General features: G+C 57.2%; 21 protein-coding genes. 14 read left to right on the top strand and 7 right to left on the bottom strand.

The genetic code is table 11. The features are described from left to right. The first annotated feature begins 5 nt into the window (after nt 1–5). The 12 genes from soxX (at nt 6) to AC2FLZ_RS08285 (ending at nt 11,217) form a co-directional block, all read left to right on the top strand. Nucleotides 6–482, top strand: coding sequence for a sulfur oxidation c-type cytochrome SoxX (gene soxX, locus AC2FLZ_RS08340; protein ID WP_480555208.1), 477 nt, complete (start codon nt 6–8; stop codon nt 480–482). Nucleotides 483–528: 46 nt separating this feature from the next. After that, on the top strand, nt 529–945 hold the full coding sequence (soxY, locus tag AC2FLZ_RS08335; RefSeq protein WP_480520617.1) for a thiosulfate oxidation carrier protein SoxY: 417 nt from the start codon (nt 529–531) through the stop codon (nt 943–945). Nucleotides 946–979: 34 nt separating this feature from the next. Beyond that, on the top strand, nt 980–1,309 hold the full coding sequence (soxZ, locus tag AC2FLZ_RS08330; protein ID WP_480495914.1) for a thiosulfate oxidation carrier complex protein SoxZ: 330 nt from the start codon (nt 980–982) through the stop codon (nt 1,307–1,309). Nucleotides 1,310–1,378: 69 nt separating this feature from the next. Then, a complete protein-coding gene (soxA, locus tag AC2FLZ_RS08325; RefSeq protein WP_480495916.1) occupies nt 1,379–2,224 on the top strand; it encodes a sulfur oxidation c-type cytochrome SoxA in 846 nt (281 codons plus the stop codon). An 87-nt stretch (nt 2,225–2,311) separates the two neighbouring features. After that, on the top strand, nt 2,312–4,009 hold the full coding sequence (gene soxB / locus AC2FLZ_RS08320; RefSeq protein WP_496882059.1) for a thiosulfohydrolase SoxB: 1,698 nt from the start codon (nt 2,312–2,314) through the stop codon (nt 4,007–4,009). Nucleotides 4,010–4,074: 65 nt separating this feature from the next. Then, nucleotides 4,075–5,346 (top strand): sulfite dehydrogenase, encoded by a 1,272-nt coding sequence (soxC, locus tag AC2FLZ_RS08315; protein WP_496882058.1) that lies wholly within the window; start codon nt 4,075–4,077, stop codon nt 5,344–5,346. Next, nucleotides 5,330–6,370, top strand: coding sequence for a c-type cytochrome (locus AC2FLZ_RS08310; RefSeq protein ID WP_480555203.1), 1,041 nt, complete (start codon nt 5,330–5,332; stop codon nt 6,368–6,370). The genes soxC and AC2FLZ_RS08310 overlap by 17 nt, the downstream gene beginning before the upstream one ends. Before the next feature lie 29 nt (nt 6,371–6,399). Then, on the top strand, nt 6,400–7,080 hold the full coding sequence (locus AC2FLZ_RS08305) for a c-type cytochrome (RefSeq protein WP_480478212.1): 681 nt from the start codon (nt 6,400–6,402) through the stop codon (nt 7,078–7,080). 24 nt (nt 7,081–7,104) lie between these two features. Continuing rightward, the gene (locus AC2FLZ_RS08300; RefSeq protein WP_480555202.1) at nt 7,105–8,367 is read left to right on the top strand and encodes an FCSD flavin-binding domain-containing protein; all 1,263 of its coding nucleotides are present in this window, start codon (nt 7,105–7,107) and stop codon (nt 8,365–8,367) included. Between the two features lie 80 nt (nt 8,368–8,447). Next, nucleotides 8,448–8,882, top strand: a complete 435-nt coding sequence (locus AC2FLZ_RS08295; RefSeq protein WP_480520613.1) for a DUF302 domain-containing protein — start codon at nt 8,448–8,450, stop codon at nt 8,880–8,882. A gap of 1 nt (nt 8,883) precedes the next feature. Then, nucleotides 8,884–10,107: a 5-aminolevulinate synthase gene (gene hemA, locus AC2FLZ_RS08290; RefSeq protein ID WP_480555201.1), complete on the top strand. Its 1,224-nt coding sequence runs from the start codon at nt 8,884–8,886 to the stop codon at nt 10,105–10,107. A gap of 51 nt (nt 10,108–10,158) precedes the next feature. Further along, the gene (locus AC2FLZ_RS08285; protein WP_496715928.1) at nt 10,159–11,217 is read left to right on the top strand and encodes a YeeE/YedE family protein; all 1,059 of its coding nucleotides are present in this window, start codon (nt 10,159–10,161) and stop codon (nt 11,215–11,217) included. A gap of 1 nt (nt 11,218) precedes the next feature. On the opposite strand, the gene AC2FLZ_RS08280 is transcribed toward AC2FLZ_RS08285, so the two are convergent. From AC2FLZ_RS08280 to AC2FLZ_RS08270, 3 genes are all read right to left on the bottom strand, one after another. Beyond that, a complete protein-coding gene (locus tag AC2FLZ_RS08280) occupies nt 11,219–12,163 on the bottom strand; it encodes an MBL fold metallo-hydrolase (protein WP_480555199.1) in 945 nt (314 codons plus the stop codon). Beyond that, on the bottom strand, nt 12,160–13,086 hold the full coding sequence (locus tag AC2FLZ_RS08275) for an MBL fold metallo-hydrolase (RefSeq protein ID WP_480495932.1): 927 nt from the start codon (nt 13,084–13,086) through the stop codon (nt 12,160–12,162). Before AC2FLZ_RS08275 ends, AC2FLZ_RS08280 begins: the two co-directional genes overlap by 4 nt. 300 nt (nt 13,087–13,386) lie before the next feature. Continuing rightward, nucleotides 13,387–14,232, bottom strand: a complete 846-nt coding sequence (locus AC2FLZ_RS08270) for a LysR family transcriptional regulator (RefSeq protein WP_496882057.1) — start codon at nt 14,230–14,232, stop codon at nt 13,387–13,389. A gap of 86 nt (nt 14,233–14,318) precedes the next feature. Here AC2FLZ_RS08270 and AC2FLZ_RS08265 point away from each other — a divergent pair, with 86 nt between their 5' ends. Further along, nucleotides 14,319–14,786 carry a c-type cytochrome gene (locus tag AC2FLZ_RS08265; RefSeq protein WP_480478107.1) on the top strand — a complete coding sequence of 156 codons (468 nt, stop codon included), beginning with the start codon at nt 14,319–14,321 and terminating at the stop codon, nt 14,784–14,786. Between the two features lie 14 nt (nt 14,787–14,800). Next, nucleotides 14,801–15,688: a c-type cytochrome gene (locus AC2FLZ_RS08260; RefSeq protein ID WP_496882056.1), complete on the top strand. Its 888-nt coding sequence runs from the start codon at nt 14,801–14,803 to the stop codon at nt 15,686–15,688. A 92-nt stretch (nt 15,689–15,780) separates the two neighbouring features. Here the strand turns inward: AC2FLZ_RS08260 and nagA are convergent, their stop codons facing one another. Genes nagA through AC2FLZ_RS08240 form a run of 4 tightly spaced genes read right to left on the bottom strand, consistent with a single transcriptional unit; the run spans nt 15,781 to nt 19,599 of the window. Further along, nucleotides 15,781–16,914, bottom strand: a complete 1,134-nt coding sequence (gene nagA, locus AC2FLZ_RS08255; RefSeq protein WP_496715936.1) for an N-acetylglucosamine-6-phosphate deacetylase — start codon at nt 16,912–16,914, stop codon at nt 15,781–15,783. Continuing rightward, entirely contained in the window at nt 16,911–17,939 is a 1,029-nt protein-coding gene (locus tag AC2FLZ_RS08250; RefSeq protein ID WP_496715937.1) for an SIS domain-containing protein, read from the bottom strand. Before AC2FLZ_RS08250 ends, nagA begins: the two co-directional genes overlap by 4 nt. A gap of 29 nt (nt 17,940–17,968) precedes the next feature. Continuing rightward, the gene (locus tag AC2FLZ_RS08245) at nt 17,969–18,724 is read right to left on the bottom strand and encodes a GntR family transcriptional regulator (protein ID WP_496882055.1); all 756 of its coding nucleotides are present in this window, start codon (nt 18,722–18,724) and stop codon (nt 17,969–17,971) included. Continuing rightward, on the bottom strand, nt 18,721–19,599 hold the full coding sequence (locus tag AC2FLZ_RS08240; protein ID WP_480520599.1) for a glucosamine kinase nucleotide-binding domain-containing protein: 879 nt from the start codon (nt 19,597–19,599) through the stop codon (nt 18,721–18,723). Before AC2FLZ_RS08240 ends, AC2FLZ_RS08245 begins: the two co-directional genes overlap by 4 nt. Nucleotides 19,600–19,676: the final 77 nt, after the last annotated feature.

Raw genomic sequence — 19,676 nt, 5'->3', positions numbered from 1 at the left:
GGATCATGAAGCTGAGACACTTGACTTTGGCTTGTATCATAACAGGCAGTGCCGCCATCGCGGCAGAAACAGGACCAAAAGACGTACAGTTTGACGATTATGGCGCGGTGGAGGCTTCATTGACCGGCGTCGCTGGCGATGCGGCAAACGGTGCGGTCATCGTGGGCGAGAAATCCAAGGGCAACTGTGTGGCCTGTCATCAGGTCACGGCCTTGGCGGATATTCCGTTCCATGGCGAAGTCGGTCCGCTGCTGGATGGGGCCGGGGATCGGTGGTCCGAAGCGGAGCTTCGAGGATTGGTTGCAAATGCCAAGATGACGTTTGACGGAACGGTCATGCCCGCCTTCTACAAGGATGACGGATATATCCGTCCAGGCGACGCCTATACGGGCAAAGCCCCGTCAGGGCCTTTGACGTCAATCCTGACTGCACAGGAAATCGAGGACGTCGTCGCGTTCCTCGCAACCCTTAAAGAACAATAATCACGCTTTCAGGCGTGAATTCGTGAGGATCCAAAGGAGATTGAAAATGGAACTTTCTCGTCGCGAGACTCTGGCTCTCGGTCTGGGCGCTGCGGTCCTGACCCTGATGCCGTTCCGCGCAAATGCGGCTGCGGAAGACGCGATAGCTGCGTTTACTGGCGGTGCAGACATGGCCGACGGCGGTGTGACACTGACGGCGCCGGAAATTGCCGAGAACGGAAACACCGTTCCGATCGAAGTCAGCGCGCCGGGTGCGGCTGCAATCCTGATCGTAGCAGCCGGAAACCCCGAGCCCGGCGTTGCCACGTTCAACTTTGGCCCGCTGGCTGCTGCACAGGCGGCTTCGACCCGTATTCGACTTGCCGGAACGCAGGATGTCATTGCTGTGGCCAAAATGGCTGATGGCAGCTTTGCCAAGGCCTCGGCAACCGTAAAAGTGACAATTGGCGGCTGCGGCGGCTGATCGCCGCGCGCCCTGAAGAACAGGAGAACAACCAATGGCATCCGGTGTAAAACCCCGCGTCAAGGTTCCAAAAACAGCCGCTGCTGGCGAAGCAGTCACGATCAAAACGCTGATTAGCCACAATATGGAAAGCGGTCAGCGAAAGGACAAGGAAGGCAACGTTATCCCGCGGTCGATCATCAACCGATTCACCTGCGAGTTTAACGGCCAACTCGTGATAGACGTGGCCATGGAACCAGCGATTTCGACAAACCCGTACTTTCAATTCGATGCAACCGTGCCCGAAGCCGGGGAATTCGTCTTCACGTGGTATGACGATGACGGTTCTGTTTACGACACAAAAAACTCGATCGAGATCGCCTGACGGCTCGACCGCACTGGCAGATCAGCGCCGGTGGCGAAACCTGCGCTGATCACCCAAGGGAGGAACGCAATGAATAAAAAAGCACTCACGGCGATCGCGGCAGTTCTGGCATTCCCAGTATCAGTGGCCGCCGGACCTGACGAAGACAAGTTGGTGATCAACGAAGAATTGGAAATGGTTTCGGTGACCGAAGCCCCGGCCCATGTCGAGAACTTCGATACGATTTACTCGGGGTGGCATTTCAGGACCGATGAAACCCAGGCTTTGCAGATCGACGATTTCGACAACCCGGCGATGGTATTTGTCGATCAGGCCTCGGACCTGTACCAGACTGTCGATGGGGCGGCTGGCAAAAGCTGCGCGTCCTGCCACAGTGACGTGGAAAGCTTTGAGGGGTTGCAGGCATCTATGCCCAAGGTCGATGCGGAAACCGGCAAGCTGGTGGTAATGGAAGACCTGATCAACAAGTGCCGCACGGAACGCATGGAAGCGGACGCGTGGAAGTGGTCGGGTGCGGATATGCAGGGTGTGGTGGCATTGATCGCTCTGCAATCGCGTGGATTGCCCATGAATGTCGCCATTGATGGTGATGCGGCCCCGTATTGGGAGCAGGGCAAGGAAATGTACTACACACGATATGGTCAGCTGGAGTTGAGCTGCGCCAACTGTCACGAAGACAACTGGGGCAACATGATCCGGGCCGACCATCTGAGCCAGGGGATGGTCAACGGTTTCCCGACCTATCGTCTGAAACAGGCCAAGCTGATCTCGCGCCACAATCGCTTCCGCGGCTGTATTCGCGATACACGCGCTGAAACCTTTGCAGAAGGCTCGGACGAATTCCGCGCACTGGAGCTTTATGTAGCATCGCGCGGCAATGGGCTTTCGGTCGAAACGCCGTCGGTACGCCAGTAACAAAGAACCCGCGCCGGGATTGTCGGGCGCGGGTTTTTCATTTCTACTACATTCACACATTTATATGTGAAACAGGAAAGCCGACAGATGATATCGCGACGTGATTTTCTACAGGTCTCCATGGCGGCCTCAGCGCTATATGGGGCATCCGGTTTAGGGAACTGGGCAAGGCTGGCGGCCCAGCAAAGCCTGAGCCAGGACCAGTTGCTGGAATTTGAGACCTTCGGAAATATCAGCCTGATTCATATCACCGATATCCACGCGCAGCTTAAACCGATCTACTTCCGCGAGCCCGAGGTCAATCTGGGCATCGGAGACGCGCGCGGGCAAATGCCGCATGTGACGGGGGCCGCGTTTCGCAAGGCTTATGGGATCGAAGATGGCAGCCCGTCCGCCTATGCGCTTACCTACAATGACTTTGCTGCATTGGCAAAAACGTATGGCCGCGTCGGAGGGCTTGACCGGGTCTCGACTGTTATCAACGCCATCCGTGCCGACCGGCCAGATGCGCTGTTGCTGGATGGGGGCGACACCTGGCATGGCTCGTATACCTGCTATCAGACGGCGGGTCAGGACATGGTCAACGTGATGAATGCACTCAAGCCCGATGCGATGACATTCCATTGGGAGTTCACGTTGGGCAGCGAGCGGGTCAACGAGATCGTCGAAGGTTTGCCCTTTGCGGCGCTAGGTCAGAATATCTTTGACGCGGAATGGGATGAACCTGCGGAACTTTTCAGGCCCTACAAGTTCTTCGAGCGCGGCGGGGCCAAAGTTGCCGTTATCGGACAGGCTTTCCCGTATATGCCAATTGCCAACCCCAGTTGGATGTTCCCGGAATACTCGTTCGGGATCCGGGATGAGAACATGCAGGCCATGGTGGACGAGGTGCGCGACGCCGGTTCCGATGTGGTCGTTGTCCTCAGCCATAACGGCTTTGACGTGGATAAGAAGATGGCGAGCCGTGTTCAGGGGATTGACGTAATCCTGAGCGGTCACACCCATGACGCATTGCCTGAACCGGTTCTGGTCGAAAAGACGCATATCATCGCGTCCGGCTCGAACGGCAAGTTCGTCAGCCGCGTTGATCTGGACGTGCGGGATGGCCAGATGATGGGGTTGAAGCACAAGCTGATCCCGGTCTTTTCAGACGTCATCGCGCCTGATCCGGCAATCACGGCCCTGATCAACGAACAGCGTTCACCATATGATGCGGCGCTAAGCGAAGTGATTGGCAAGACGGACTCGCTGCTGTATCGCCGCGGAAACTTCAATGGCACGTGGGACGATCTGATCTGTGACGCACTGATCAGCGAGCGCGAGGCGGATATTGCCATGTCGCCGGGTGTGCGCTGGGGACCGTCGATCCTGCCCGGTCACGAGATCACGCGCGAGGATATCTGGAACGTCACCTCGATGTCTTATCCGAATGCGTATCGCACGGAAATGACGGGTGAGTTCATTCACGTGATCCTCGAGGATGTTGGCGACAACCTGTTCAACCCCGATCCCTATTACCAGCAGGGTGGCGACATGGTGCGTGTCGGCGGACTTGGATACCGTATCGATGTGACCAAACCGCAAGGGCAGCGGATCAGCGACATGACCCTGCTCAAGACTGGTGAGGCGATTGATCCGGCGAAATCCTATGTTGTGGCCGGTTGGGCCAGCGTCAACGAAGGCACCGAAGGCCCGCCCATCTGGGATGTCGTCGAAAACCACATTCGCAGCCAGGGTACCGTAACTGTCGAACCGAATACATCGGTCGAGGTGATCGGAGCCTGACAGCGCGAACCGAACTTCAAACATTGAATACAAGATTTGCTGATCGAATGACGGAGGCAAACAAGATGAGCGAGAACCCAAGGGGAAAAGCCCCATCGCGTCGCCAGTTTCTAAGCGGTGCCGCCGCGGTTGGCGTAGGTGCGGTCGGAGCCTCAGCGGCGCGCGCCGCAGGCCCTGACCCGCTGATCACGCAGGTTCAGGAATGGGCACAGTCAACGGGCGAAGGCGTGGATGCAACCCCCTACGGCCTGCCAATCCAATTCGAGAGTGATGTTGTACGGCGCAATGTCGAGTGGTTGACCGCAGACACGATCAGTTCGATCAATTTCACGCCGATCCACGCGCTGGACGGTACGATCACCCCGCAGGGATGCGCGTTCGAGCGGCACCATTCGGGTGCGATCGAGCTGAGCAAGGCGGACTACCGTCTGATGGTCAACGGTCTGGTCGAAACTCCGCTGATCTTCACATATGAAGATCTGGAACGTTTCCCGCGTGAAAACCGTATCTATTTCTGCGAATGCGCTGCCAATACCGGTATGGAATGGGCCGGTGCGCAGCTCAACGGCGCGCAGTTCACGCACGGAATGATCCACAACATGGAATACTCCGGTGTGCCGCTGCGCACCCTGCTGGAAGAAGCGGGGGTAAAGACCGAAGGCAAATGGGTTTACGTCGAAGGCGCGGATGCTTCCTCGAACGGCCGCTCAATCCCACTGGAAAAGGCAATGGACGACGTACTTGTTGCGTTCAAAGCCAATGGAGAGGCTTTGCGCAAAGAACACGGCTATCCGGTCAGGCTGGTCGTTCCCGGCTGGGAAGGCAACATGTGGGTTAAGTGGCTGCGCCGGGTCGAGGTCACCGAGATTGCTATCGAAAGTCGCGAAGAGACATCCAAGTATACGGATACACTCGAAGACGGAACATCACGCAAATGGACATGGGTAATGGACGCCAAATCGGTCGTCACCTCGCCCAGCCCGCAAGCGCCGATCACGCATGGGCCGGGGCCGTTGGTGATCACCGGGTTGGCCTGGTCCGGGCGGGGCTCGATTACCGGCGTCGATTTGTCGGTGGATGGTGGCAAAAACTGGTTTCCTGCGCGTCTGGCGGCCCCCGGAACAGACAAGGCGCTGACCCGGTTTTATTTGGACCATAACTGGGACGGTACAGAGATGCTGTTGCAGGCCCGCGCCAAGGATTCGACCGGTTACGTCCAACCCAGCAAAGCTCAGCTGCGCGACGTGCGTGGTGAGAACTCGATCTACCACAACAATTGTATCCAGACCTGGTGGATCAAGGAAAGCGGAGAGGCGGAAAATGTCGAAGTATCGTAAGCTATTGGCCGCCTCGGCCCTTGGGTTGTGCGTGGCGGTTCCAGCCCATGCAGACAAGCTTGGACTTGGGCGCCCTGCGTTGCCCGAAGAAATCGCAGCATGGGACCACGACGTTGCACCTGACGGAACCGGATTGCCCGAAGGGTCCGGCGACGTGTTCACCGGTGAAGAGGTCTTTGCCGAACGGTGCGCGATCTGTCATGGCGATTTTGCAGAAGGTGTGGGCAATTGGCCGAAACTGGCGGGCGGCGAGGGCACGCTTGCGGATAAGGACCCGCTGAAAACAGTGGGCTCCTTCTGGCCGCACCTTTCGACGGTATGGGACTATGTGAACCGTTCGATGCCGTTTGGAGACGCACAATCGCTGGAGCCTGACGATGTTTACGCGATTGTCGCCTATATCCTGTATTCCAACGACATCGTTGATGATGAGTTCACGCTGTCGCACGAAAATTTCCTTGAAGTGGAAATGCCGAATGCCGGGGGTTTCATCGTGGATGACCGCGAAACGGCCGAGGCGCATTTCTGGACGGATGAGCCATGCATGGTGGGTTGCAAAGAAGGCGTGGAAATCACCATGCGCGCCGCCGTTCTGGATGTAACGCCTGACGAAGCCGGGGCTGAAAGCGCGGACCCGGCATCTGTTTCCGAGGAAGCACCCGTCGAGGTCGAAGAAACCGCTGACGACACAGCGGCACTTGATCCCGAAATGATCGAAAATGGCGAAAAAGTTTTCAAGAAGTGCAAGTCATGCCATCAGGTCGGCGAGGGGGCCAAGCATCGCACGGGTCCGGCATTGAACGGCGTTGCCGGTGCCAATGCGGCCGCCGTCGAAGGCTTTAAGTACTCCAAGGCCATGAAAGCTGCCGCCGAGGATGGCTTGATCTGGACGGATGAAGAGATGGCCGCGTTTCTGGCCAAGCCTAAAGCCTACATGAAGGGGACACGTATGTCCTTTGCCGGGCTGAAGAAACAGGATGAAATCGACGCGGTCATCGTTTACCTGAAGTCGTTCGGAAGCTGATCATGTGGCGGCGGTGGGCAACAGGTGTCATGTTTGCTGCGAGTATCCTGACAACTGCCGCCACCGCGACCGAAGACTTGGGCGATGCTGTAGCCGGCAAACTTGTGTTTGCCCAATGCAAAGAATGTCATCAGGTCGGCGCCGGTGCTGAAAACAGGATCGGTCCGCACCTGAATGGTGTATTTGGCCGCCGGGCTGCCGGGCTAGAGGAGTTCACCTATTCCAAAAGCCTGATCCGTGCAGGTACTTCGGGGCTGGAATGGCACGCCGACACATTGTCGGCTTACATTGAAAACCCCCGCGCATTCGCATCCGGCACCAGAATGAGCTTTCGTGGGCTCGAGAACCCGGAAGATCGGGCCAATGTAATTGCCTATTTGCGTGTGTTTTCCGACAACCCGCAGGACATCCCCGAAGCCGACCCAACGGCAAAGAGAACGGACCATTCCGTCAACCCCGAAATCCTCGCGATACAGGGTGATCCAGAATACGGCGAATATCTGAGCAGCGAATGCACGACATGCCACCAGATAGAGGGAGGCGATGATGGGATTCCCTCGATCGTTTACTGGCCCGACCAGGATTTCGTTGTCGCCATGCACGCCTACAAGGACAAGCAGCGGCCCCATCCCGTCATGCAGATGATCGCGGGCCGCCTGAGCAGCGATGAGATCGCGGCATTGGCCGCTTACTTCAACAACCCACAGTGACAATGCCCAAGGGGAGGAAACGCGATGACACTCAACAGACGGACATTTCTGGGAACCGCAGGGGTACTTGCCGCCGGGCTGTCGGCCCCGATGGTGCTGGCGCAGGGAAAGCCCCGTGTCGTGGTGGTCGGGGGCGGGGCAGGCGGCGCAACCGCGGCGCGCTATATTGCCAAAGACAGCAAGGGCGAGATTGACGTCACCCTGATCGAGCCGTCCAAAACATATTACACCTGTTTTTTCTCGAACCTGTATCTGGGCGGGTTTCAGGAGCTTTCGGACATTGCGCACAGCTATGGCACGCTTGCCGCAAAATACGGTATCAACGTGGTTCACGATTGGGCCGTGGGTGTCGACCGCGACGCCAAAACCGTCTCGTTAGCGGGTGGCGGATCTATTCCATATAACAAACTGATCCTGAGTCCGGGTATCGACTTTGTCGATGGCGCGGTCAAGGGGTGGGATGTGACTGCACAGAACAAGATGCCGCATGCGTATAAGGCGGGCTCTCAAACCGAGCTGTTGAAGGCGCAGGTTCTGGCGATGCCCGAGGGTGGAACCTTTGCGATGGTCGCGCCGCCGAACCCGTACCGTTGCCCCCCCGGACCTTATGAGCGGGTTTCGATGGTTGCGCATGTGCTGAAGGCGAACAATCCGACAGCGAAAATCATCATTGCTGATCCGAAAGACAAATTCTCCAAGATGTCTTTGTTCCAGGAAGGTTGGGCCGACCACTACGAAGGCATGATCGACTGGATCGGAGAGGATTTTGGCGGCGGCAATGTCTCGGTCAATCCGGATGCCATGACGGTGACCATCGATGGTGAAGAAACCAAGGTCGATGTCTGCAACGTGATCCCGGCCATGAAAGCCGGGCGTATTTCGGAAATGGCCGGTGTGACCGATGGCAACTGGGCACCGGTGAACGCGGCGGACATGTCATCGAAAGCTGACCCTGACATCTATGTTCTTGGTGATGCCAGCCAGCAAGGCGACATGCCGAAATCCGGTTTTTCGGCCAACAGCCAGGCGAAAGTCTGCGCCAATGCCGTTCGCGGTGCATTGACCGGATCAAAGATATTCCCGGCCAAGTTTTCGAACACGTGCTGGTCGCTCATTGATACGGATGACGGGATCAAGGTTGGTGCGACTTATGAAGCAACGCCAGAAAAGATTGCCAAGGTGGACGGCTTTATCAGCCAGACCGGCGAAGACTCCGACCTGAGAAAAGCAACCTACCAAGAGTCGCTGGGTTGGTATGCCGGTATCACATCGGACATGTTCGGTTAAGAAACGCCAAGGCTTTGACCGGTGTCAAAGCCTTGGCGGTGAAATCTGAAGAAATGTGGTTCAGGAGGAGGAACATCATCATGAAACACTTTATCGCATCAGCCGCCTTTTCGGTTGCATTAGCAAACCCGGTTTTTGCAGGGGAGGTCATTGCCGTCCCCTTTGACGGCAGCTTTGATGACGCCACCTTTGCCGTTGAATCAGCAATTGTTGGGCAGGGGCTGGTTATCGATTATGTGAGCCATGTTGGTGACATGCTGAACCGGACGGGGGCGGATGTCGGCAGCGACAAGCAGATCTTCACAGCCGCTGAAATATTTATCTTTTGTTCCGCAAAGCTCTCGCGCGAAATGATGGAGGCCGACCCGATGAATATCGGCTATTGCCCCTACGGGATCTTCGTGGCCGAGGACGAAGGCGGTGTCAAAGTGGGCTACCGAAGCTATCCTGACGGACCGATGGAGAAAGTCGAAGCCCTGTTGGCCGGTATCGTAGAAGAAGCCGTTGGAAACTGACATGAACTACCAACAGTTTTTTCTTGATCAGCTAGGGCAATTGCAGGCCGAAGGAAATTACCGGGTCTTCGCCGAGCTTGAGCGTCATTGCGGAGCATTTCCAACTGCACACAACCATGCAGAAAACGGACCTGAGAAAGTCACAGTCTGGTGCTCGAACGATTATTTGGGAATGGGTCAGCATCCAAAGGTTCTGGCGGCCATGCACCGCGCGATCGACACCTGTGGCGCAGGGGCTGGCGGGACTCGGAATATTTCGGGGACCACGCATGAACATGTTCTGCTTGAGCAGGAGCTTGCGGATCTGCATGGCAAGGAAGCAGCGCTGCTATTCACGTCCGGGTATGTTTCAAATTGGGCTGCTTTGGGAACTCTGGCTTCGCGAATTCCCGGTATCACGGTTCTGTCCGACGAATTGAACCACGCGTCGATGATCGAGGGTATCCGTCACAGTCGTTGCGCAAAGCGGGTCTGGAAGCATAACGATTTGAAGGACCTTGAACGACATCTCATGGACCTGCCATCCAACGCACCAAAACTGATCGCGTTTGAAAGTGTGTATTCGATGGATGGCGATATCGCGCCGATTGCCGAAATCTGCGATCTGGCGGATCGGTACGGCGCGATGACCTATCTGGACGAGGTTCATGCCGTCGGGCTGTATGGGCCGCGCGGTGGCGGCATCGCTGAACGCGAAGAGCTGATGGATCGCCTGACGGTTATCGAAGGCACGTTGGGCAAAGCGTTCGGCGTGGTTGGTGGATACATCGCGGCGTCAAAGGAACTTGTCGACTTTGTCCGTTCCTTTGCCAGCGGATTTATCTTTACCACAGCATTGCCCCCGGCCGTCGCCGCCGGCGCCGCAGCATCCGTCCGGCACCTCAAGCATAGCAATGAGGAGCGGTGCCTGCATCAGCAACGCGTAAGCGAGGTTCGGAGCAGGCTGGACGCTTTGGGCATCCCGCACACGCCCAACCCAAGCCATATTATCCCGGTCATGGTCGGTGATCCGGTCAAGTGCCGCTTCATCTCGGATGTTTTGATGCGCGACTACGGGATTTATATCCAGCCGATAAACTATCCTACTGTCCCGAAAGGCACCGAACGCCTTCGGATTACGCCGTCACCTGTACATTCGTCAGAAGATGTAACCCTGTTGGTCGAGGCGTTGGGTGCATTGTGGACACAGTGCCAGCTTGCGCGCAAACCGATGGCCGCACAGTGAGAACTTGACGGAAGGCAAAGACGGACACGTAAAGAGGTGAGAGTTTTGTCTATGGAACGCCTCATCGATCTGCTGGGAGATTCGGGCACATTGGCTGCCGCCGGTTTGCTTGTTGGCATCCTGTTCGGAGTCACCGCTCAGAAATCTCAATTCTGTTTGCGGGCATCCACTGTTGAAGTCGCCGAGGGCGAGCTTGGCCCCCGTCTGGCCGTCTGGCTGGTCGCGTTCACGTCGGCGCTGACGCTGGTACAGGGGTTCGTCTCGATTGAATGGCTGGATTTGTCCGAGGCGCGGTCAATTGCGTCGACAGGCAGCCTGAGTGGCGCGGTGATCGGCGGTTTGATGTTTGGCGTCGGAATGATTTTGGCGCGCGGATGCGCGTCGCGCCTGTTGGTGTTGGCCTCATGCGGCAACCTTAGGGCAATGGTGACGGGGCTGGTTCTGACGTTGGTCGCGCAAGCGGCTTACACAGGTGTGCTCAGCCCCGCGCGCGAGGCGCTGTCCGGTCTTTGGACGATCGCAGGTGGCAACGCGCGCGACCTTTCGGCACTACTTGGATTTTCGCCGATCGCATACTCAGCCTTTGCCGCGGGGACATTTGTTCTGGCCGTTGCGTTTGCAGCGCGCCAGCAGGTTACAATGACAAAGATTGTCATGGCAGCCGGAGTTGGTGTCGCTGTGGCGCTTGGCTGGTTGATGACATTTGCGATTGCACAAGCCTCCTTCGACGTCGTGCCGGTGTCTTCGGTCACGTTCACCGGCCCGGCAACGGACACATTGATGGCGCTGGTGGCTGAGCGGAAAATTGCCCTGTCCTTTGGCATTGGTCTGGTTCCGGGCGTTGCAATTGGCGCCGCTGTTTCTGCCATTCTTTCCGGCGAGTGGAAGATCGAACAATTTGGCCCGGATACTCCGATGGAGCGCTACCTTGTGGGGGCCGTCTTGATGGGATTTGGTGCAATGTTGGCAGGTGGCTGCGCCGTTGGTGCCGGATTGTCCGGGGGATCGTCCTTGTCGATAACTGCGTGGCTTGCCGTCTTCTCGATGTGGGTCGGGGCCGTCGCCACCCATCGGATGATGATGCGAATGCTCGTTCTTCGGCGGTCCTGACTTATTCGAATTCCATCTGTTCGTAGACACGACCGGCGTTTTTTGTGGCCAGTTCCTCGAACGTGTCCAAATGGGCATAAAGGGTTTGGTCGACGTAATAGGCCTCGGCCAGATCCCCGCCTGCATCCATATGTTCGCGTATCTTTGCGCGCAGGTAGACCAGATAATCATGTGTATACCGGCGCACCTGATCCATGTTCGTAGGATGACCGTGCCCGGGGATCACATATGTGGCTTCCAGTGCCTCGAACTCATTGTCCCAGGTCTCAAGCCAATCTGCGGTGTAGGTGTCCTGAAAGATCGGCAGCATACGTTCGTGAAATGCCATGTCACCCGCGATGACAAGGCTTTGATTGGGCAACCAGATCGAAATGTCGCCGGGGCTGTGCGCAGGTCCAAGATGTTTGGCCTCGATGCGAAAATCGCCGAGTTCGACGATGTATTCATCGTCAAACGTTTCTGTCGGACCGGCCAGAAAAGTTCCTTTTGCCTTGTCCTTGTTATATGCCTGCATCCCTTCAAGGATTTGCGGCCCATATTCTTCGAATTCAGCCGCCGCATCTGAATGAGCAACGATGGGCACTCCAAGTTCCGACCAGTAGGCGTTCCCCAGCATGGCGTGCCCCTGACCGTTTTCGTTAAAGACAAGCTTCACGGGCTGATCCGTGATCGCTTGGATCTCCTTGTGAAGCGCTTCGGCAAGCGCATAAGCCGCGCCACCGTTGATGACGACAACGCCCTCTCCGGTCACGATGAAGCTGAGGTTGTTGTTGTGGCCCGAATTCTCATAGGTTGGGGGTGCGGTTGCGCCTATGGCAGAAAAGACGCCGGGAATAAACTCGACAGGTTTCGAGTAAAGAACGCTCTGCGGGTACTGGTCAGCAATATCCTCACTGGCCCAGGTTTGTGTGGCCAGGGTACAGGCAATCAACAAAGCGCGCATCATGCAGGCTCTCCAATAAATCGATAGGTCGAACCGGCCTTTTCGACACGGCCAAATCCGCCATTTGGCAGATGGAATCCAATAATATTCATTTGGGCATGAGAAATCTGATCCAGCAGCGATTTCCGTGCACTTGCCGCGGCGTCGGGGTCCTGATCCGTACCGCTGCGCCAGTCCGGACGCTCGAACGCGACGTGCGGATTGCCGAGCGCATCGCCCACGACCATCACCGCGTCACTGCCTTTGCGAATCTCGAAGGCCATATGTCCGGGCGTGTGCCCGAAACTAGCGCGTGCTGCGATACCGGGAAGGATTTCCTGCCCATCATCAAAAAACGCAACCATGCCTTCGATGGCTTCCATGCGCCGCTTTGCGCCCACCGCGAAGGCCGTGCGGTCGGCCCCTATCGTTTCCACGGTTGCGGGGTTCCACCAATAGTCCCATTCCGTGCGGCCAAGATGAAATCTGGCATTGGGAAAGAGTGGATCTCCGAAGTCGTCCAGCACACCCCAGATGTGATCTGGATGTGCATGGGTGAAGATCACCTGCGTGACCTCATCCGGAGACAACCCGACGGCGTCCAGAGTTTCCGGAAGTTTGCCAGCGGTTTGCATGAAGTCGGGCCCGGCTCCAACGTCGAACAGTATGGTATTCTGGTCATCGCGGTAGAGCACAATGTTGCACTCGGGCTGGTAACTGGTCAGATCTGCCTGATAGCGGTTCAGAAGTTCTGTTAGCTCTGCCTCGGGCATTGCGCCAAAGACCATTTCGGGCGGCAACGACAGATACCCATCTGACAAAGTCGAAATCCTTGCCGATTGGCCAAGTGTCATCTCCGCAATCGCAAAACTGGGTCGCAGGCAGAGCGCCAGACATGCGCCCTGAGACAGGAAGGTGCGCCGGGAGAAATGTGGGTCTCTGCTCATACACAATCATTAAGATGAATGTTTTTATTTGTAAATGATGAATGACGCGGACGGCACATTATCTCTGGGGCTTTCCACCACTTGCGTTGGAATGTTCGCAGCAAGGTGTCGCACATCTGGCCCATCCCAAAGTACCTTTGACACGTCTTTGCGAAGCAGATACGGAATGGACTACCTGGAGCGGCGGTGAAAACCTGTGCATCGCGGCGCAGGATGTCCTGTTGCAGGTGCAGGGCACCCGCCACGGCTTGCAGGAGATTTCAACGCAAAGCGACCTACCAGGACACTACAATTGTGACGTCACCCAGCCAGCGCATGCGGCAGGTGTTCAACCAGAGCCCGTTGCACGACCGCAAATCTTGGCGTGTGTGCGATTTCCTCTAGCGTCGCGACCCAAAGTGGAACCTCGATTCTGGGATCAATGTCGTTCAACCTGTGAAGCCGGGGATCAGCGTCGCCAATAAAAGCAGGTAAAAAAGCTCGCCCCGCACCCGATGCAACCATCTGCTGAAGCACCAGAAAACTGTCTGCTCCGTTTGTCATGTCATCGGCGCGAACATGTTCAGCCAACCATTTGGCCGGGAGTGAACGGCTGAGAGCCCCATCAAGCCGCATCCATTTTTGGTCACGGGTACCGTCACTGTAAACCCCAAAGAACAACGTTCCTGCGCGCTCTCCGGTCAACCCTTCACCAAGTTGAACTGAAGGGCGGACAACTATATCCGCAGTTAACCTGGTCAGATCATGGTGACTGTTACCGCTGAGGATCGTCAGTTCGAGGCTCGGATAGAGGGCGGAAATTGAGTTTAGTATCTGTGGCAGGACAAACTGGCAAAGGCTGTCCGTGGACGCGATACGCACATGACCCGCAGGCGAACGATTTGCGCCCACAACGGCGCGTTCTACCGAAAGCACGGCGTCTTCAACGCTTTCCATGGCGGACAGAATTGTTCTGGCTTCGGGAAGTACTGAATACCCTGACGGGTCTTTCCGAAAAACAACACAGCCATATCGGTGTTCGAAGGCGGCAACTCTGCGCAGGACGGTTGCATGTGCAACGCCCAGGGCTGTCGCCGCCGCATTCAACGAGCCGTGTTTGCTGACGGCGAGGGCATACCGAATATCGTCCCAATTGTCGTTGTTCATAAATGAACAGGAGAGGCCGAATAACAAACAATTACAAGAAAAATCGTTCAAGCTATCATATGGCACATTAAACAGGGAGCCACACCATGATAAAGAAGTCTTCGATCTTTGCGGCAGGTCTTTTGTCCTTGGCCGTAGTTGGAACTGCAATTGCTCAGGATAGCGAAAACCCGGCTGTAAAAGCGCGGACTTCGATTATGCAGCTTTACGCTTTCAACCTTGGCACGTTGGGCGCCATGGCCAAGGGAGAGGCAGAATATGATGCCGAAGCAGCTACGCGAGCCGCAAATAATATTGTCGTTGTGTCGCAGATCGACCAGTCCGCGATGTGGCCAGCCGGATCGGATAATGTGTCAGACCCGTCAACCCGCGCCTTGCCCGCTATTTGGGAAAACTTCGCAGATGTCGGGGCCAAAGGGCAGGCACTGGCCGATGCCGCTGTTGCGATGCAGGCTGCGGCAGGTCAGGATGTTGAAGCTCTGAAAGGGGCGATGGGCCAACTTGGCGGAGCCTGTTCGGCCTGTCACAAAGCATACAGAGCACCAGAAAATTAAAGGAGTATTGATCAGTGCGGCGCATTCTACTTTTCGCCGTTCTAGTCATGCTTTTGGTCGGGTTGGCCGGTTTGCTGCTAACCCGGCCGCAAAGGGTTGATCCAGCCCGGTTGGCCGGTCTGACCCCCGACGTGACCAGAGGGGCGTCTGTCTTCTATTCAGCAGGATGCGTCTCGTGCCACTCGGCCCCGGATGCCAGCGAGGAAGGAAAGCTTGTTCTAGCAGGCGGGCGCCGGTTTGAAACGGATTTCGGTACGTTTGTAGCTCCAAACATCTCCAGTGATCCAGACACCGGAGTTGGATCATGGTCCGTGCTGGATCTGGCCAATGCCCTGAAACACGGAACAGGACCAAAGGGACAACATTATTACCCGGCCTTTCCCTATACCTCTTATGCCAAGATGACGGTCGAGGACGTCGCGGCGCTTCATGCGTTTTTGAACACCCTGCCTGCATCTGATGCGGCAAGTATCCCGCATGACGTTGGTTTCCCTTTCAATATCCGGCGCGGGCTGGGGTTGTGGAAATTTCTGTTTTCAGGCTCGGGCTGGGTGGTTGAAGGTGATTTGACCGACCAGCAAATCCGGGGGCGGTATCTGGTGGAAGCTTTGGGGCACTGCGCGGAATGCCATACACCGCGAAACGGACTGGGAGGGTTGAAGCGGGATCTCTGGCTGACCGGAGCGCCAAATCCGAATGGCAAGGGGCGCATCCCCGGTCTGACCACCGCCCAGCTTGACTGGTCCGAGGCTGACATCGCTGAATATCTGAAATCCGGTTTCACACCGGATTATGACAGCGCCGGAGGCGAAATGGTCGAAGTCATCGAGAACACCTCGAAACTAAGCGATGAAGACCGATTGGCCATTGCTGCTTATCTGAAATCCGTTCCCGTTCAGTGAATTGGCTACTGGTTGCAGAAACTCGGGCATTTGTCAGCGCAGGTCTTATGACACTGGTTCTGAGCAACGCAAAAAACGTTTGGATTGCTGGGTCAAACCAGCACGGCTACATTGCTCAGATCTCTGGCAATGCGGATCAGCGGGCATTGCTCTCCTATGGTTAACCGCCCCGCGTCGGATAATCCTGTCACTTCGGCGGGTATGCGAGTTGCGGCAGCCAATGCGTCTTCCAACGGCACTTCTGCCTGCGTGGTCAGGACACGCAGTGCTGTGGTCAAGTCCAAATCAGCCCCCGCTAAAGTGCCATCAGACAGTGTCAAACGGCCGTCTTTGCGGGAAATGCGGCGGCCTTCCAGTTCGAACATGCGCTGGTCTGTGCCAGCCGGTGCCATCGCATCGCTGACCAGAAATATCCGGCCTGGCCCCCGCTTGGCGGCCCAGGCTGTGCGCATGGCTTCAGGGTGAACATGAATACCGTCTGCGATCAGTCCGGCGTTTAATCGACCCGAGGTCAGAACCGCCCCGACAAGCCCGGGAGATCGATTGCCCAGTTGACTCATGGCATTGAACAGATGCGTCACGCAGGACGCACCGGCCTCGGCATAAGACAGGCAGGTATCAAAATCCGCATCACTGTGGCCCAGCGATACAACGGCACCGGCCGAGACCAGCGCTTTCACCTGCGCAATTGACACGTTTTCGGGCGCAACCGTCAGCATCAATGCGGGCAGGGCATGCGCAGCCGCGACAAGCGTCGTCAGGTCCTCGTCATCCATGGGGCGGATCAGGGCTGCATCATGGGCACCTTTCCGAGCCACCGAAAGATGAGGTCCCTCCAGATGCAGGCCAGCGATCCCCGGAACACCCGCAGAAATCGCGGCCTTGGCCGCTTCGATGGCGGCGCGGGTCTTGGCTGCGGTATCTGTGATCAGGGTGGGAAGGATCGAGGTTGCCCCAAGCGCCCGGTGCGCCTTGGCAATGCGTGCAAGTGTTTCGACAGATGGGGCGGCGTTGAACATCATTCCGCCGCCGCCATTCACTTGCAGGTCAACATAACCGGGCGCCAGTATATCGCCATGCAGGTCGACAAGCTTGCCAGCGTCTGTCTTCACGTCAACGCCTATGTCAGTGATGCGGCCCGCCTCCAGCCGCAGCGCGGCACCGTCGTGCAATCTGGTGCCGTCGTAAACAAGCCCGCCGTGGTAGATGATCGCCTGGCCGCTCATACCGTTTCCGTCACTTTTCGCAGGTGACGTGGCGCATCCGGGTTGATCCCGCGTTGTACGGCGACCTGCTCGACCATTGAATAAAAGGACACGATGGCGGCTACCGGGTCCGTCAACCAGTGATCCGTGCGGACATGAGGCAGCACCTCGGCCTTTGTTACCTTTGGGCTGGTAGCAAATACCTGTGCCCCTTTGGCTGCGAGAGTGTCGGCAACCTCGGCCAACAGCGGCTCTGCCGGGTCATTGGCGGCAAAGGCAATAACCGGGAATCCGCCTTCCACGATCGAGACCGGGCCGTGCAGCACCTCGGCCGAGGAATAGCTTTCGGCATGGATCTGGCAGGTTTCTTTGAATTTCAGCGCAGCCTCGTTCGAGATCGCTACGCTTGGTCCGCGACCAAGCGTATACAGCGAGCTTTGGGTGACGGCAGCCGCCGCTTTGCTCCAGTCACACCGAGTTGCGGCATCAAGGTGCTTGGGCAGTTCACGCAGCGCAGCCAGAAGATCTTTGTCGCCTTTCAGTTCCGCCAGCAGCCAAAGCCCGGCAACCAGCGAGGTCACGAATGTCTTTGTCGCCGCTACACTAAGCTCAGGACCCGCGTGCAGCGGCAAAGCCGCCTCAGCCGCCAGTGCAAGGGGGGACGACGGATCATTAGTGATTGCCACGGTGCTGGCCCCGGCCTTTCGGGCACTTTTCGTAAGCTGCACGATATCCGGGCTTTTTCCTGATTGTGAAACAGAAAGGCAAAGCGCCCCGGCCACATGCAGGTCAGCGCCATACACGGACGCGACCGATGGGCCGACGGATGCCATGGGCAAACCAAGAAGCAGTTCGCTTGCGTATTTCAGAAAGGTGCAGGCGTGGTCCGAAGAGCCACGCGCCGCCGAAATCATGAACTTCAGCCCGCCGTTCCGGGCGACGTCCGCCGCTGTGCTCAGGGCATCTCCACCATTGCTGAGTAATCGCTCGACAGCAACAGGAATCTCTTCGATTTCCTGACGCATCAGGGTCGTTTTCGGGGTCATCGGGGCAGCCTTTCCATCGGAATCACAGATCATGGAGTGAGTCGCAGCTCAGCCACGAAGTCATAGGCATCGCCGCGATAGTTGGATTTTGTGAACTCCGCGACGCGCCCGCCTTCCAGATGGGAAATCCGCTGGATGCTCAGCCCTGCCGCGCCTTCGGCGACGCCAAGCAGAGCGGCATCTTCAGCCTCAAGGTTAACGGCGGAAATCTTCTGGATAGCGCGAACTGGTCGGCAGCCGTTTACTTCCAGAAGATCGTAGAGTGAGTCGCGCACGGCTAGTGGATTTGGCAGAATGTCCAATGGCAACGAGGCACGTTCGACTGCCATGGGACGCCCACCAGCTTCTCGCAGTCGGCAAATGCGGGCCACCTGTCCGTCAGTGGGCAGCCCGAGCACCGCCGTTTCCTCGGGTGATGGCAGAAAAACGCCCCGTTCCAACCACTTGGAGGTTGACTCCATGCCGCGCAGGCGCATGTCCTCACTGAACGAAGTCAGATGCGAAAGCGATTGTTCCAATTTCGGCGCGGCGTTCCGCACGAAAGATCCGGAACCCTGCCGCTGTACGATTGCGCCCTGTTTCACCAATTCCTGAATGGCCTTGCGCACGGTGACCCTGGACAGGCCGGTGATCTCGGCGATTTCGCGCTCGGGCGGTAATGAGGAATTCGGGGGAAGGACACCGGCGTCGATGCCTTCTTCCAGCCGCTGGCGCAGCCGGACATAGCGCGGCCCGCCGCTGTTTTCGAGCCAGTCGTCAGAAGCCAGAAAAGAAGCTGCGTTCATGCCGAATGCTCCACTTGAAAAGCCCGGGCCAACGCGATGGCCCCGTCGATAGGCGTACCTTTTGGTTCTGTTACTGCGCCACGCGCACGATCCGGCAGATACGCCTCGTAATGAGGGCCAATACCCCCGGTCAGGCATAATGGCATGGCCGGCGTCCAGCCCATTGCTTCCAGTGCCTGCAAAAGATGCACGGCGCCTTCGCGCATAAGCGAAACCGCCCGTTCATCCCCTGACCTAGCTGCCGCTGTCACCTGTCGCGCAATTTGGCCGAATTCATGAGGTCGGGCCGCAGCCGCGAAAGCGACAATGCCGCTTGTACTGCCAAATTCGTTCAGCAAGGCCTCAGTCAGGTTGGATTTTGGCACCAGCCCATCCCATGCATCCAGCGTCACCGAAAGCGCTCTGCGCCCAATCCACTGAGCAGAAGCCTCATCCCCCAGCACGGAGCCCCAGCCACCGGCAAAGCGTCGGCCGTTTTGCGATTGAAGGGCCAGAAAAGAACCCGTCCCGCAATGGGCGATTGCACCGTCGGTTGCCTGATGCGCACCCGCCAGCGCAGGGTGGCGATCATCCTCGACCAGTATACTGTCCAACGGCAAATCCGAGGCCACCCGCTGGGCGATCTGATCACCGGTAACGCCTGCCAGTCCAAAATACGCCGGTGCCGGTCTCAGGACGTCTGGCTGAACACTGAGCTTGGTCGCAAGCATTTTCAAGCCGTCTTTCAGACGTGCAATCGCACCGTCATAATCGCTGGCTACGTTGGCGGGGCCAACCTCGACCACCAGCCGCTGCTCCCCATCGTCATAGGCGATCCGACAGGTCGTTCCGCCGCCATCTGCTGCGATGATTGGATTGTTTTTCGACCTAAGCATGATGATACCTATATAATGCCTATGCTGTAATGTAAATGCCAAAGTAAATCCAATAAGGGCAGAAAGATCAAAAATAC

This window comes from Ruegeria sp. YKSF131 (assembly GCF_059612645.1).
The sequence above is the reverse complement of the archived record's forward strand: the minus strand, read 5'-3'. Positions and strand labels throughout refer to the sequence as shown.

Coding starts and splice junctions, on each gene's coding strand:
- soxX (WP_480555208.1), top strand. CDS start 6: ATGAAGCTGAGACACTTGACTTTGGCTTGTATCATAACAGGCAGTGCC.
- soxY (WP_480520617.1), top strand. CDS start 529: ATGGAACTTTCTCGTCGCGAGACTCTGGCTCTCGGTCTGGGCGCTGCG.
- soxZ (WP_480495914.1), top strand. CDS start 980: ATGGCATCCGGTGTAAAACCCCGCGTCAAGGTTCCAAAAACAGCCGCT.
- soxA (WP_480495916.1), top strand. CDS start 1,379: ATGAATAAAAAAGCACTCACGGCGATCGCGGCAGTTCTGGCATTCCCA.
- soxB (WP_496882059.1), top strand. CDS start 2,312: ATGATATCGCGACGTGATTTTCTACAGGTCTCCATGGCGGCCTCAGCG.
- soxC (WP_496882058.1), top strand. CDS start 4,075: ATGAGCGAGAACCCAAGGGGAAAAGCCCCATCGCGTCGCCAGTTTCTA.
- AC2FLZ_RS08310 (WP_480555203.1), top strand. CDS start 5,330: ATGTCGAAGTATCGTAAGCTATTGGCCGCCTCGGCCCTTGGGTTGTGC.
- AC2FLZ_RS08305 (WP_480478212.1), top strand. CDS start 6,400: ATGTTTGCTGCGAGTATCCTGACAACTGCCGCCACCGCGACCGAAGAC.
- AC2FLZ_RS08300 (WP_480555202.1), top strand. CDS start 7,105: ATGACACTCAACAGACGGACATTTCTGGGAACCGCAGGGGTACTTGCC.
- AC2FLZ_RS08295 (WP_480520613.1), top strand. CDS start 8,448: ATGAAACACTTTATCGCATCAGCCGCCTTTTCGGTTGCATTAGCAAAC.
- hemA (WP_480555201.1), top strand. CDS start 8,884: ATGAACTACCAACAGTTTTTTCTTGATCAGCTAGGGCAATTGCAGGCC.
- AC2FLZ_RS08285 (WP_496715928.1), top strand. CDS start 10,159: ATGGAACGCCTCATCGATCTGCTGGGAGATTCGGGCACATTGGCTGCC.
- AC2FLZ_RS08280 (WP_480555199.1), bottom strand. CDS start 12,163: ATGATGCGCGCTTTGTTGATTGCCTGTACCCTGGCCACACAAACCTGG.
- AC2FLZ_RS08275 (WP_480495932.1), bottom strand. CDS start 13,086: ATGAGCAGAGACCCACATTTCTCCCGGCGCACCTTCCTGTCTCAGGGC.
- AC2FLZ_RS08270 (WP_496882057.1), bottom strand. CDS start 14,232: ATGAACAACGACAATTGGGACGATATTCGGTATGCCCTCGCCGTCAGC.
- AC2FLZ_RS08265 (WP_480478107.1), top strand. CDS start 14,319: ATGATAAAGAAGTCTTCGATCTTTGCGGCAGGTCTTTTGTCCTTGGCC.
- nagA (WP_496715936.1), bottom strand. CDS start 16,914: ATGAGCGGCCAGGCGATCATCTACCACGGCGGGCTTGTTTACGACGGC.
- AC2FLZ_RS08250 (WP_496715937.1), bottom strand. CDS start 17,939: ATGACCCCGAAAACGACCCTGATGCGTCAGGAAATCGAAGAGATTCCT.
- AC2FLZ_RS08245 (WP_496882055.1), bottom strand. CDS start 18,724: ATGAACGCAGCTTCTTTTCTGGCTTCTGACGACTGGCTCGAAAACAGC.
- AC2FLZ_RS08240 (WP_480520599.1), bottom strand. CDS start 19,599: ATGCTTAGGTCGAAAAACAATCCAATCATCGCAGCAGATGGCGGCGGA.